Genomic DNA, 13,737 nt, shown 5'->3' with positions numbered 1-13,737 from the left:
GATATCGCGCTCGCGCGCTCATCCGGGCTACGGCACTGAGAAAATCGAGGAGAATACAAATGGCAGACCGCCTCAAGGGAAAGCGCGCCGTCATCACGGCTGCAGCGGCAGGCATCGGGCGCGCATGCGCCATTGCATTCGCGCGTGAAGGCGCAACCGTCATCGCCACCGACATCAACGAGAGCGGCATCGCGAGCCTGACCAAGGAAGGCATCGCCGAGGTCGCCAAGCTCGACGTGCGCAGCACCGCCGACGTTAACGCCTTCGCCAAGCGCGTCGGCAAGGTCGACATCCTGCTCAACGCGGCCGGCTTCGTGCACCACGGCACCATCCTGGAGTGTTCGGAAGAGGATTTTGATTTCTCGTTCGACCTCAACGTCAAGTCGATGCACCGGACCATCAGGGCCTTCCTGCCGGACATGCTCGCGGGCGGCGGCGGCAGCATCGTCAACATCTCCTCCTGCGCGGCGCTGCGGCCGCCGGCCAACCGTTACGTCTACAGCGCCTCGAAGGCAGCGGTGTCGCTGCTGACGCGCGCGGTCGCGCTCGACTTCATCACCAAGGGCATCCGCTGCAACAGCATCTGCCCGGGCACCGTCGAGACGCCTTCGATGCTCGACCGTGCCGCAGCGCAAGGGCCGCAGGGCAAGGAGATGTTCGTCTCCCGCCAGAAGATGGGCCGGCTCGGCACCGCCGACGAGATCGCATCCATGGCGGTCTATCTCGGCAGCGACGAGAGCGCCTTCACCACCGGTGTCGACCTCGTGGTCGACGGCGGCTACATGCTCTGACGCCAGAGGCCCGGCATGAACAAGATCGATCTCAACAACCGTGTCGCCATCGTCACCGGCGGCGCGCAGGGCTTTGGCCGCGCCATTGTTCAGCGCTTCGTCGCCTCCGGCGCCAAGGTCGCGATCTGGGATTTTGATGCAGCCCTGGCCGAGAAGACGGCAAAGGAAATCGGCGACAACACCTGCGTCTTCAAGGTCGACGTCACCGATACCGCGGCCGTCGAGCAGGCCCGCGACGCGACGCTGGCCGCCTTCGGCAAGATCGACATCCTCGTCAACAATGCCGGCATCGCCGGCGTCAACAAGCCGGTCTGGGAGACCGATCTCGAGGAATGGCGGAAAGTTCTGCGCATCAACCTCGACGGCCCTTTCATCGTCTGCAAGGCGATCGTGCCTTGGATGCTCAAGCAGAAGTACGGGCGCATCGTCAACATCGCCTCGATCGCCGGCAAGGAAGGCAATCCCAACGCCTCGCATTATTCGGCGTCCAAGGCCGGCCTGATCGCGCTGACCAAGTCGCTCGGCAAGGAATTGGCCGCACACGACATTCTCGTCAATGCGGTGACTCCCGCGGCTGCGAAGACGGCGATCTTCGACCAGATGACGCAGCAGCATATCGACTTCATGCTGTCGAAAATCCCGAAAGCGCGCTTTGTGCTGGTGGAAGAGCTAGCCGCGATGGTGAGCTGGCTCGCATCCGAGGACTGCGCGTTCTCGACCGGCGCCGTGTTCGACATCTCGGGTGGGCGGGCAACCTATTGAGGCAGCCATGATCCGAGAAGGCGGATGTCTGTGCGGCGCGGTGCGGTTCAAGGCGGAGGGCGAGCCGCTCAACGTCCGCATCTGCCATTGTCGCATCTGTCAGAAGGCGATGGGCTCGCCCTACTTCGTGCGCGCGCAGTTCGACCAGCGCGCACTGACTGTCGAGGGCGACACCGAGCGCTATGCGTCGTCCGAGAACATCGACCGCGTGTTCTGTAAGCGCTGCGGCACGCGCCTGTTCGCCTGGCGGCGCAACGGCACGCTGGCTGGCGTTGCGCTGGCGACCTTCGACGATCGCAACGCGTTTGTGCCCACCGAGCACATCTGGGTCAGCGAAAAGATGGGCTGGGTGACGATCGAGGACGGCATGATCCGATATGACGGGACGATCCCGACGTAGCTCATCCGGCGCCAAGGCTCCACGTCACGGCCGCTGGTCTCGCCGATCATTTGCGGCGTGGCATTTCGGGACCGCCCACCCTATGTTGAGGTGACGCGTTGCTGCACCACCGGTTGGCTGGGTCGGCTGCAAGACCGCAGGCAAACCGGGACGGACGAGCCGTGAACATTTCCTTGTATGACCTCTCGGTGTGGGTGCTGCCGCTGGTGCTCGCCATCACCTTCCACGAGGCTGCGCACGCTTTCGTCGCATATCGTCTCGGTGACGACACCGCATGGCAGCTCGGCCGTGTCAGCTTCAACCCCATCAAGCATATCGACCCGTTCGGCACGGTGGTATTGCCGGCGATGCTGCTGTTCGCGCATTCGCCGTTCCTGTTTGGCTATGCCAAGCCGGTGCCGGTGAATTTCCGCAAGCTCAACGACCCCAGGCTCGGCATGGTGTGGGTTGCGCTGGCCGGGCCCGCCACCAACATCCTGCTGGCGCTGGTCGCAGCTCTTGCCCTGCACGCCCTGCCCTGGGCTCCGGCCAACTCGGCACAATGGATCTTCGACAATCTCAAGAACGCACTGCTGATCAACGCGGTGCTGGCGGTGTTCAACATGATGCCGATCCCGCCGCTCGACGGCGGGCGCGTCGCGGTAGGGCTGCTGCCCCGGCCGCTCGCCCTCCCGCTGGCGCGGCTCGAGCCGTTCGGGATGCTGATTCTGATCGGCTTGCTGATCCTGCTACCGCTGGCAGGCTCGCAGTTCGGTCTAAATCTTGATGTTATTTCAGCAATACTGCGAACGTTGACCGGTTATGTGATTCAGGCTGTTCTCATTCTGACCGGCAATACGTAGTTGAACAGCACACCCGAACACAAGCCGAAGGGCTCGAGGCCGACTTGGTCAAAGCTGCCGATATGCTGATCGCGCGACGCGCTGATACCCGCGCTCGCGCCGATTTTGCCACCTGGAAGATGATGGCCAAGCTCAACGGGTCGTCCGCGCTGCCTCCGGAGGCGCAGGAGTTCCTCCTGAGCTACAAGAACCTGCGGGCGCAGATGAACGAGGGTGAGGCTACCGAGGCCACCATCGGCGCCATCTACAAGGCCTACTATGCCGAGATGGGCGGCGCGGGAACTCCACCTGACGTCCGCCCCCGGGCGGCTGAACCGGCGGCGGACAATGTTACCGCTTTCCGCCGCCCCGAACCGAAGCCGAAGAAGGCCAGTTTCTTCCGGGCCGCGACCGCGGGCGCAACCCAGAAGCGGCCGCTCCCGGTGGCCCTGATCTTCGCCTGCCTGGTCGTGGTCTATGTCGGGATCAGGCTCTACTGGCGCTGAGCCGTCTTCTTCTTTTTCCTTGCGTCCGGCGGCGTGAAGATGATGTCGACGGTGCGCTCGAACCGGTCGTCGGTCAGGCTGGCAGGCGGCTGCGGGATGGGATCGGATTTGCGGACAATCGAGATCGCGGCCGCATCGTAAGCTGCGTCCCCGGACGACTCGACAACGTCGACTGAAAGCACATTGCCACGTCGGTTGATCGCGAAGCTGACCTTGACCTTCTGATTGTTGGGCTCCTTGCCCTCCGGATTGACCTTGTGGGCCGTAAGGTGCGCGCTAATCTTGCGATTCCAGTCTGCCGTCAGCTTCAGAATGTCCTTGCCGATACCGAGCACAGGCGCCAGCGCCTTCTCGGCCTCGCGCGCGTCCTCATCGAGTGTCTGCCGCGCCGTCGCAACGGATTTCGGCGAGGCCTCCGCAGCGGGCGTTTCGACCGCCGCAATCTTCGGATCCTCGTCCTGCGGCTTCTTCGAGATGTTCTCGGTGACGACCCGATCGGGATCGTCGACCTGTTGCGACTGATCCTTTGGAAGCTCGGTTTCCTTGGTCTCGGCCTTTTGCTCGGGAAGCGCCTGCTGTTCCTGCATCGCTTCACTATCCGGTCCCGGCGGAAGGTCGGTGTCGGGCGCCTTCGGCGAGGCCATCTCGACAGCGAACTCCGCGCCGGCCGCGCCGAGGCCATCGTCGCCGTCATCGGCCCGCAGGTGCGCCAGCGCGAGCGCGGCGCCACCGAGATGGAGCGCGAGCGCCGCCATCGCTGCCAAAATCCAAAGCGTCCGGGCTGGTCTGGACTCGTCCGACATCGCGGGCCTCTAAGGCTGAGCGGCGCCTGCCGCAGGCGCTCCCGGAGCGCCTTCCAGCGCAACCAGCTTCACCCGCGAATAGCCGCCTGAGCGCAACAGCTCCATGACGCCCATCAATTCGCCATACGGCACCGAGCGATCGGCGCGCAGGAAGACATACTTGTCCTTGCTCATGTCGGACAGACCGTCCAGCGTGCCGATCAACTCGGCGCGGTGAACCGGGTTCTCCCCGATGGCAAGCGTCAAATCGGGCTTGATGCTGAGATAGGTCGGCTTGTCCGGCTTCTTCTGCGGCGTCGCGCTCGACGTCGGCAGATCGATCGGCAGGTCGACGGTCGACAGCGGCGCTGCGACCATGAAGATGATCAGCAGCACCAGGATGACGTCGATGAACGGCGTGACGTTGATTTCATGCGTCTCGCCGAAATCGTCGTCGTCATCATTGTCTGCGAGCGAGACGCCCATGGTTCACTCCGCCGCGCGCGAATGCACGCTGCCGTGGCTGCGGTCGAGATCGCGCGAGAGTAACCGCCCCGCCGCGCCCGAGGCACGGCTGACGAGTTCGAGATAGCTCTTCGTCACGCGCGAGAAGTAATTGTAGATGATGACGGCGGGAATGGCGGCGACCAGGCCGATCGCGGTGGCGAGCAGCGCCTCGGCGATACCGGGCGCGACGACGGCGAGGTTCGTGGTCTGCGACTTCGATATCCCGATGAAGCTGTTCATGATGCCCCACACCGTGCCGAACAGGCCGACGAAGGGCGAGGTCGAGCCGATGGTCGCGAGCACGCCCATGCCGACGCGGATGCGCCGCGCCTCCGCACGCATGATCTCGGAGAAGCTCGAAGCCGCCCGCTCCTTGATGCCGGTGTCACTGGAGAGGCCGGCCGACATCCGCGCCTCCCGCAGCGCCGCCGCCAGGAAGGACGGCAGGATGCCCTCCTTGGCGCCGAGCGCCATCTGCGCTTCCGCGAGCGAGCGCGCCTCCGCGATCTTCTTCAGCGCCGAGCGAAGCTTGGTCGCGGCGATCGACAGCTCGATCGACTTGGCGATCAGCACCGTCCAGGTCATCAGCGATGCAAAAGCGAGCCCGATCATCACCGCCTTCACGATGATGTCCGCCGACATGAACATCACCCAGGGCGACAATTCCTTCATGGCGGGCGCGATGCCGGCTGCAGTATCGGACTTTGCAGCCGCAGGCGCGGCAGCTTGCGGCGCCGCAGGCGGAGCAACAACCGGGGCCGGGCCGACCGGGGACGGCTGAGCCGTCGACTGGACCGGTGCCGCGGGCGTGGCCTGTGTCTGGGCGGAAACAGGGGATGCAAGCCAGGCGGCCGCCAGCACCAGAGCTGCGGCAAGGCTTGCTTGGAAGGACATGATCTTCATACTTCGGCCCAGTAGCGAATGAGGTTGTGATAGATACCCGTCAATTTGACCGTTTCGGGATCGTCACGCCCGAGCCGTTCCACCAGCGCCTGTATCGCGGTGTCGAGGTCAAAGATCATGCTCCGGGCTTGATCGTCCCGTATCATGCTCTGAAGCCAGAAGAAAGACGCAACCCGCGTTCCCCTCGTCACCGGGGTGACCAGATGGAGGCTGGTCGAGGGATAGAGCACGCAGTCCCCGGCTTGCAACTTGACTTCGTGCGAACCGTAGCTGTCCTCGATCACAAGTTCGCCACCGTCGTACTCCTCCGGCTCGGCCAGGAACAGCGTGACCGAGAGGTCTGTGCGGATGCGAAGGCCGGTCAGGCGGTCGCCGCGGATCGCATTGTCGACGTGCAGGCCGAAATGGTGGCCGCTGCTGGCCGCATAGCGGTTGAACAGCGGCGGGAATATCTGGAGGGGGATCGCGGCCGCGATAAAGCGCGGGCTCGACGTCAGCGCCGAAATGATGCGGTTGCCGAGCTTGCGCGCGACCTCGCTGTCCGGCGCCAATTGCTCGTTGCGCTTGACCATCGCCGACTGCGAGCCGGCGGTGGAGCGCCCGTCCTCCCATTCGCTGACGTCCATGATGCGGCGGAAATCCGCCACATCATCCTTGCTCAGAACGCCAGGAAGGCACGTCAGCATGATCAGAACTTCGCTGTCGTCACGAGGTAGAATGCCCGCCCTGGCGCGACCGCCACGAAGGGCACGGCACTGCGATAGAACGAGTCGTAATAGAGCTTGTTCGTCAGGTTCTGGGCGTAGAACTTCATGGTCCAGTTCTGGTCGATCTTCTTCTCGAGGAATGCGTCGAAACGCCAGTAGCTCGGCAACTCGTTGGTGTTGGCCGCGAACGTGCCGCCATAGACCTTCGAGCGGTACACCGCCTGGCCGCCGAGTTCCCAGCCGCCGTCGAACTTGTACTTGGTCAACATGCTGAACGATTGGTGGGCTATGTTGGCGAGTTGCAGACCGAGATTCGAGGCAACGCCGCTCTGCGTGACCTTCGACTGCATCAGCACCAGGCCGCCAAAAATGCTCCAGCGGTCGGTGAGCTTGCCCTCGGCCTCGATGTCGATGCCCTGGATCCTGTAGGCGGCGCCCGAAGTCAGCACGCTGTTGACGGTCTCGCGCGCATTGTCCTTGGTCGTCTGGAACAGCGCACCGGTCACCAGCAGGTGACGGTCGGCAAGCTCCCATTTGGTGCCGAGCTCGATTGCCTTGTTGCGCTCGGGTCCGAGCAAAACGGTCGTGTTGGGCGGAACACCACCGTAATCGGTCGCGGTCGCATCAAGCTCCGACCCGAACGGATTGGCCGAGGTCGCATAGGCTGCATAAAGGCTGCCGATCGAGATCGGCTTGTAGACCGCGCCGACATTGTAATTGACAAGATCGGCGTTCATTTTTAGGGCGGGGGGCGCGTTGACTGACGCACTCATATTATAGCCGTCGTAGCGCACGCCGCCATTCACAATGATGGTGTCCTGCCAGTTCGCAGTGTCCATGACGTAGACGCTGCTGGTGTTGACACCATAGCGCGTGGGATTTCCAACCAGCGATGGCGTGTTGCTGAAGGGAATGTAGGTGTACTGCGGCGAGTAGAGGTTGACCCCCGTGACCGCTCCGTTGCTGGTCGAGCCGCCGCCGAATAGTTCCGACGAGAGGCCGGTGTAACGGTCGATCGAGATGTTCTCGTTGGCGTATTCCACGCCGAACACCGCGGTGTGCTTGACCCCTCCGGTGACGAGCTTGAAAGTGGCCTCGTTCTGGTTGGCCCACACGTCGACGTTCTGGAAGCGGCTCTGCGCGCTGGCCGTGGTGGTCCAGAGCAGCGGATTGGGGCTGGTCGTGTTCGGGTTCTGCGGCAAGGTGCCGATGTAGTTCAGCAGCGAGTGCTCGCCGCGAACCTTGCTGGTCAGCGTAATGGCATCGTTGACCTTGTACTCGATCGTTCCGGTGCCGAAATCCTGCCGTGCGGTCTGGAAGTCGCGATTGAGGAAGCCGTACCAGTTTCCGCGCGGAATGCCCGCCGACGTCACAGGGACATTGCCCTGCCTGTAGAAGGGCACGCCGAAATCCGGGTAGCCGCTAAGATCGGTGTGGACATAGTTCGTCGTGATCTTGATGTCGTTGGTCGGGGTGTACTTGGTCGAGATGAAAGAACCCCAGCGATCGTCGGTGATATAGTTGCGGCCGGCGACGTTGGCGTCCTGGAACAGGCCGCCCACGCGCACGGAGAAGGTCGGATCGACGACCTGGTTGACGTCGAGCGTGACGCGCTTGGTTCTGTCGGTGCCGAACTCGGTATCCATCCGCTTGAAATTAACGTCGCCCGCCTGCTTGGTGACGATGTTGATGGCACCGCCAGCGGTGCCGCGGCCGGCGTAGGACGAGGCGGGGCCCCGCAGGATCTCGATCTGCTCGGTGAAGAAGTTTTCGCGGATTGAGACCGCGGGATCGCGGATACCGTCGATGAAGACGTCGTTGCGCGCATCGAAGCCGCGGATGAAGAAGCGGTCGCCAAACGCGTTGCCGCCCTCGCCCGACCCCAGCGTCACGCCAGCGGTGGAGCGCCCGATCTCCTTCAGCGTCGTGGCGTTCTTGTCCTCGAGAACTTCCTTGCTGAGCACGGTGATGGTCTTCGGCGTGTTCAGCATCGGCTCGGGAAACTTGCCGGAGGCCTGGACGTGGTCGACCTTGTATGGCGCCGCCGGATCCGAATACGGATTGCGGTCAACCTCGCCGGACGGCGTGGTGGGAGCGGTCTGCTGCGCCGCCTGCTGCCGCTGCGCGGCGCGGCGAAGCGCATTGCGCGCGCGGACCTGATCCGCCGTCGGCTTCGAAGCCACCGGGCGCGGACGCGCGACCGGCGCATCGACCGTCACCGGCGGCAGGTTCGACTGCTGAGCCTCCGCGCCGCTCGACACCGATGCTGCTGCGATCAGGCCGGCGACAGCGGAGACCTTCTTGCCGGAAACGCTCGTGAACTTTTCATCGAATGCTGCGACCGAACGCAACGACTTCGGTGCGACCACCTGCCCCATTACCAAACACGCCCCATATTCCAGTTCGCCCATTCACTTCGATGAGCGATTGGAGTGTTGGTATCGGCCGCAAAATTGCGGGTCAATGCGAGTAAGCCGCGAGAACGCTTGAATAAGTCCAGATCAAAGCGATTCTAAACTGCCGTTTGAAATCGTTCTAAATCGAGATTGGAGTCGTTCTAAAGAGCGCGTGAAAATGCTGCTAAATCGGCGGTCGCGGGCGCATCGTCAATCGCTGCTTGGCGGCTTCATCAACGAGAACAATTCATCGACGGTCTTCCGCGCCACCGCGCGCACGCGGTCGCTGTCGTCCATGCCTGCGATGTTGACGCCGTTGACGACGGCTCTGATCTCGTCGCGGAACTCGGTGAGAAAGCGCAAGGGATCACGCTGCTCGTTGGCGACGCGTGCGATCAGTCCCGTGATCAGGATCTGACACGCGATCAGCTTGCCGTTCAGTTCGTCCATGCTGCGCTCCCGTTGTGGCATGTCGATATGACCGATGCCGGTTTCCCTGACAACCGAAACGAGCTCCGCACGATTAGAACCGTCCCTGCCAGCCGTCGCCTTGCGGCCCATGCGCGGCGCCGCTCAGTCCAGAGCACACCGCTTTCGAGCATTGCACAAACTTTGCACGCTGATCGTTCCTGAGGGGGAATGCAGCACGGCACACCGTAGTGACACGGAGCTGCCTAACCCGTGCAAAGCTTTCCAATTGTTTAGGATTCTCAACCGATAGTGCTGTTTACACTGGAACTTGGCGTGTATTATACAAGCCTCCTGGAACCCTATGATTGCCTCATAATTCGTAGCTTAGGGCATAAGAGCCGACACGAGACGATATGAAAAAGTCCCGGCCGATCCTCTGGATTCTGATCATCGCGGCCGTGGCCTCCGCAGGTTACTATGGTTGGCAGAAATTCGGCTCGCCCGACGCCGGAAAAACCCAGACCGCACAAAAGGGGCCGCAGCGCCCGTCCGCCGTCCCTGTGAGCGTTTCGCCGGTTCAAAAGGTGGACTTTCCGGTTTACCTGACCGGTCTGGGCACGGTTGCGGGCTTCAACACCGTCCAAGTCCGAACCAGGGTGGATGGCCAGATCGACAAGATCGCCTTCACCGAAGGCCAGATCGTCAAGGAGGGCCAGCTTCTCGCCTCGATCGATCCCCGTCCCTATCAAGCCACACTCGACCAGGCCAAGGCCAAGAAGGCCCAGGACGAGGCAAATCTGGCCAACGCCAATCTCGAGCTCCAGCGCGCCATGAAGCTCGGCGAATTCGCCACCGCCCAGCGGGTCGACACCCAGCGCTCCACGGTCGCCCAGCTCACCGCACAGATCGCCGCCGATGATGCTGCGATCTCCAACGCGCAGACCCAGCTCGACTACACCCAGGTCAAGGCGCCGATCACCGGCGTCGCGGGCCTGCGCCAGGTCGACATCGGCAACATCGTCAACGCCTCGACGCAGACCGGCATCGTCACGATCTCGCAGGTCGAGCCGATCTCGGTGATCTTCACCGCGCCAGAGGATCAGCTGCCCTATATCAGCGAGGGCCAGAAGGCCGGCGCGCTCAGGGTGATCGCCTTCACGACCGACGGCAAGAAGACGCTGGCCGAGGGCAAACTCGCGGTCATCAACAACCAGGTCGACACCAGCAGCGGCACGATCCGGCTCAAGGCGGTGTTCGACAACAAGGACCACGCGCTGTGGCCCGGGCAGTCGGTGTCAACGCGCCTGCTGGTGCGCACCCTCAAGGATGCGACCGTTGTCCCGGATGATGCGGTCCAGCACTCCACCAACGGCCTCTACGCCTATTCTGTCAATCAGGACAACAAGGCCGAGGTGCACAAGATCAAGGTCAGCTACAGCATCGACGGACGTTCCGTCGTCGACGAAGGGCTGACGCCCGGGCAGCAAGTGATCACCGGCGGCCAATTCAAGGTCCAGCCCGGGAGCCTCGTCTCCACGACCGTGGCGAGTACGGATCCGGCCCAGAACAAGGTCCGACAGGAATGAACGCGGGCGGGATTTCGGCACCTTTCATCCGTTATCCCATCGGCACCTCGCTGCTGATGGCCGGCATTCTCTTCGTCGGTCTCGTCGCCTATCCCCTGCTGCCGGTCGCGCCACTGCCGCAGGTAGACTTCCCGACCATCCAGATCACAGCCAATCTGCCGGGCGGCAGCCCAGAGACCATGGCTTCGTCGGTGGCCCAGCCGCTCGAACGGCAATTCGCCCAGATCCCGGGCATCGCCCAGATGACCTCGACGAGCTATCTGGGCACCGCGTCGATCACCATCCAGTTCGACCTCAACCGCAGCATCGACGGCGCCGCCAACGACGTGCAGGGCGCCATCAACGCCGCGAGCGGTCAGCTGCCGAAGAACCTGCCGTCGCCGCCGACCTACCGCAAGGTCAACCCGGCCGACGCGCCGATCCTGCTGCTGTCGGCAACCTCAGACACATTGCCGCTGACCAGCGTCAGCGACGCGGTCGACGCCCAGCTCGCCCAGCAGATCAGCCAGCTCTCCGGCGTCGCGCAGGTCTTCATCGGGGGCCAGCAGAAACCGTCTATCCGCATCCAGATCGACCCGGCCAAACTCGTCGCCAAGGGCCTGTCGATGGAGGACGTGCGCAGCCAGATCGCGATCACCACGGTCGACAGCCCCAAGGGCAACATCGACGGCCCGAAGCGCGCCTACACGATCTACGCCAACGACCAGCTCACGCAGGCCAAGGACTGGAACGACGTCATCATCGCTTATCGCAATGGCGGTCCCTTGCGAATCCGCGATGTCGGCCAAGCGGTCAGCGGCGCCGAGGACGCCAAGCAGGCGGCCTGGGCCAACGGGAAGCGCGGCGTGTTCCTGGTGATCTTCAAGCAGCCGGGCGCCAACGTTATCGAAACCGTCGACCGGATCAAGGCCACCCTGCCTCGCCTCGTCGCCGCGATCCCGCCCGCGATCAAGATCGAGCTCATCAGCGACCGCACCACGACGATCCGCGCCGCGGTCGAGGACGTCCAGTTCACGCTGCTGCTGACCATAGCGCTGGTGGTCATGGTCATCTTCATTTTCCTGCGCAGTTTTTGGGCGACTGTCATTCCCACAATCACAGTGCCGCTGGCGCTGCTGGGCGCGTGCGCCTTGATGTGGGTCGTCGGCTATTCGCTCGACAATCTATCGCTGATGGCGCTCACCATCGCGGTCGGATTCGTCGTCGACGACGCTATCGTGATGCTCGAGAACATTACGCGCTACATCGAAGAAGGCGAATCGCCGATGGCGGCGGCCTTCAAGGGCTCCAAGGAAATCGGCTTCACCATCGTGTCGATCAGCATCTCGCTGGTCGCAGTGCTGATTCCACTGCTGCTGATGGGCGGCATCATCGGACGCCTGTTCCGCGAATTCGCCGTCGTGCTGGCGATGACAATCTTCGTCTCGATGTTCGTGTCGCTGACCCTGACGCCGATGATGGCCTCGCGCTTCCTGCGCGCCCATGGCGAGGTCACCCACGGCAAGTTCTACCAATGGAGCGAGCGCGGCTTCGATGCAATGTTGCGCGGCTACGAATGGGTGCTCGACCATGCCCTGAGCTGGCGCCGCACCACGCTCACGATCTTCTTCGCCACCCTTGCCCTGTCGGTCTATCTGTTCGTGCTGATCCCGAAAGGCTTCTTCCCGCAACAGGACGTCGGCCTGATCACGGCGACCTCGGAAGCCTCCCAGGACATCTCGTTCGCGGAGATGCAGCGCCGCCAGGTCGAGCTCGGCAAAATCGTAATGGACGACCCCGACGTCGCAACGATCGCGATGAACATCGGCGGCAGTGGCCGCGCCGGCAACAACGGCAACATGTTCATCACGCTGAAGCCGCTCAGCGTCCGCAATGCCTCGGCGCAGCAGATCATCGCGCGGCTGCGTCCCAAGCTCGAGAAGGTGTCCGGCGCCCGCCTCTACATGCAGGCGGCCCAGGACGTCCGGCTCGGCGGCCGGCCGACGCGTACGCAGTTCGAGTTCACCCTGCAGGACGCCGATCTCGCCGAGCTCAATGACTGGGCGCCGAAGATTCTCGCCAAGATGCAGACCTTGCCGCAACTGCGCGACGTCGCGACCGACCAGCAGACCCAGGGCACCACGGTTCAGCTCAAGATCAACCGCGATACGGCTGCGCGTTACGGCATCCAGCCGCAGCTGATCGACGACACGCTGTACGACGCCTTCGGACAGCGCCAAGTCACGCAGTATTTCACCCAGCTCAACACCTACAAGGTGATTCTCGAGATCCTGCCGGAGATGCAGGGCAGCCTCGAGAGCCTGAACAAGCTCTACCTGAAGTCTCCGCTAACCGGCGACCAGGTGCCGCTGTCGACCTTCGCGACCTGGAGCACCGATCCGGTTCGCCCGCTCTCGATCAGCCACCAGGGCCAGTTCCCGGCGATCACGATCAGCTTCAACCTCGCCCAGGGCGTCGCGCTCGGCCAGGCTACGGAGGCCGTGCAGAAGGCGATGGCGGACCTCGGCGCGCCGCCGACGCTCAATTCGAGCTTCCAGGGCACGGCACAGGCGTTCCAGCAGTCGCTCGGCACCGTGCCGCTCCTCATCCTCGCCGCGCTGGTCGTGGTCTATCTGATCCTCGGCATCCTCTACGAGAGCTACATCCATCCGATCACGATTCTGTCGACTCTGCCCTCGGCCGGCGTCGGCGCGCTCGCGATCCTGATGGCGGCGGGCTTCGAGTTCAGCCTCATTGCTTTGATTGGAGTCATTCTGCTGATCGGCATCGTGAAGAAGAACGGCATCATGATGGTGGACTTCGCCATCGCCGCGGAGCGCGACGAGCACAAGACGCCGGCGGAATCGATCCGGCAGGCAGCGCTGTTGCGCTTCCGTCCGATCATGATGACGACGATGGCTGCCCTGCTCGGCGGCGTGCCGCTGATGCTCGGCCACGGCACCGGCGCCGAGATTCGCCAGCCGCTCGGCTACGCCATGGTCGGCGGTCTGATCGTCAGCCAGGCGCTGACGCTGTTCACCACCCCGGTCGTCTATCTCTATCTCGACGAGCTCAACAACTGGTTCTCGGGCTGGGGCCGCAAGGGTGGCGGCGAAGGCGACGAGACGGTCGAGCACGGCACCGTTAAGGAAGCTGCCGAGTAGCAGCTTGCACCGCGCGCCTCAC

The 13,737-nt window shown here is 63.3% G+C and carries 13 protein-coding genes; 7 read left to right on the top strand and 6 right to left on the bottom strand.

The features are described from left to right. The first annotated feature begins 59 nt into the window (after positions 1–59). The 5 genes from IVB36_RS09050 to IVB36_RS09030 all read left to right on the top strand — a co-directional run bounded on the left by IVB36_RS09050 (position 60) and on the right by IVB36_RS09030 (position 3,280). Positions 60–791, top strand: a complete 732-nt coding sequence (locus IVB36_RS09050; protein ID WP_247297562.1) for an SDR family oxidoreductase — start codon at positions 60–62, stop codon at positions 789–791. 15 nt (positions 792–806) lie between these two features. Beyond that, positions 807–1,553, top strand: a complete 747-nt coding sequence (locus IVB36_RS09045) for an SDR family NAD(P)-dependent oxidoreductase (protein WP_247391294.1) — start codon at positions 807–809, stop codon at positions 1,551–1,553. Positions 1,554–1,560: 7 nt separating this feature from the next. Further along, positions 1,561–1,953 carry a GFA family protein gene (locus IVB36_RS09040; protein ID WP_247391292.1) on the top strand — a complete coding sequence of 131 codons (393 nt, stop codon included), beginning with the start codon at positions 1,561–1,563 and terminating at the stop codon, positions 1,951–1,953. Between the two features lie 161 nt (positions 1,954–2,114). Continuing rightward, positions 2,115–2,795 carry a site-2 protease family protein gene (locus IVB36_RS09035; RefSeq protein WP_247391443.1) on the top strand — a complete coding sequence of 227 codons (681 nt, stop codon included), beginning with the start codon at positions 2,115–2,117 and terminating at the stop codon, positions 2,793–2,795. 62 nt (positions 2,796–2,857) lie between these two features. Beyond that, a complete protein-coding gene (locus IVB36_RS09030; RefSeq protein WP_085352797.1) occupies positions 2,858–3,280 on the top strand; it encodes a hypothetical protein in 423 nt (140 codons plus the stop codon). Here IVB36_RS09030 and IVB36_RS09025 read toward each other — a convergent pair. From IVB36_RS09025 to IVB36_RS09000, 6 genes are all read right to left on the bottom strand, one after another. Next, on the bottom strand, positions 3,268–4,083 hold the full coding sequence (locus IVB36_RS09025; RefSeq protein WP_247391289.1) for a TonB family protein: 816 nt from the start codon (positions 4,081–4,083) through the stop codon (positions 3,268–3,270). The two genes, IVB36_RS09030 and IVB36_RS09025, sit on opposite strands and share 13 nt — an antisense overlap. A 9-nt stretch (positions 4,084–4,092) precedes the next feature. Further along, positions 4,093–4,548, bottom strand: coding sequence for a TonB system transport protein ExbD (exbD, locus tag IVB36_RS09020; protein WP_018459254.1), 456 nt, complete (start codon positions 4,546–4,548; stop codon positions 4,093–4,095). Positions 4,549–4,551: 3 nt separating this feature from the next. Next, a complete protein-coding gene (gene exbB, locus IVB36_RS09015) occupies positions 4,552–5,472 on the bottom strand; it encodes a tonB-system energizer ExbB (RefSeq protein WP_247391287.1) in 921 nt (306 codons plus the stop codon). Beyond that, complete coding sequence (locus IVB36_RS09010) at positions 5,469–6,158, bottom strand: Fe2+-dependent dioxygenase (protein ID WP_247391277.1); 690 nt, start codon at positions 6,156–6,158, stop codon at positions 5,469–5,471. Before IVB36_RS09010 ends, exbB begins: the two co-directional genes overlap by 4 nt. A 2-nt stretch (positions 6,159–6,160) precedes the next feature. Continuing rightward, on the bottom strand, positions 6,161–8,557 hold the full coding sequence (locus tag IVB36_RS09005; RefSeq protein ID WP_231188603.1) for a TonB-dependent receptor: 2,397 nt from the start codon (positions 8,555–8,557) through the stop codon (positions 6,161–6,163). Between the two features lie 228 nt (positions 8,558–8,785). Continuing rightward, positions 8,786–9,025, bottom strand: coding sequence for a hypothetical protein (locus tag IVB36_RS09000; protein ID WP_018459258.1), 240 nt, complete (start codon positions 9,023–9,025; stop codon positions 8,786–8,788). 374 nt (positions 9,026–9,399) lie between these two features. Here IVB36_RS09000 and IVB36_RS08995 point away from each other — a divergent pair, with 374 nt between their 5' ends. Both IVB36_RS08995 and IVB36_RS08990 read left to right on the top strand, forming a co-directional pair. Continuing rightward, on the top strand, positions 9,400–10,572 hold the full coding sequence (locus IVB36_RS08995; RefSeq protein WP_247391275.1) for an efflux RND transporter periplasmic adaptor subunit: 1,173 nt from the start codon (positions 9,400–9,402) through the stop codon (positions 10,570–10,572). Beyond that, on the top strand, positions 10,569–13,715 hold the full coding sequence (locus tag IVB36_RS08990) for an efflux RND transporter permease subunit (protein ID WP_018459260.1): 3,147 nt from the start codon (positions 10,569–10,571) through the stop codon (positions 13,713–13,715). Before IVB36_RS08995 ends, IVB36_RS08990 begins: the two co-directional genes overlap by 4 nt. Positions 13,716–13,737: the final 22 nt, after the last annotated feature.

It is taken from the genome of Bradyrhizobium sp. 35 (genome assembly GCF_023073215.1).
GTDB classification, from domain to species: Bacteria; Pseudomonadota; Alphaproteobacteria; order Rhizobiales; family Xanthobacteraceae; genus Bradyrhizobium; species Bradyrhizobium canariense_D.
The sequence above is the reverse complement of the archived record's forward strand: the minus strand, read 5'-3'. Positions and strand labels throughout refer to the sequence as shown.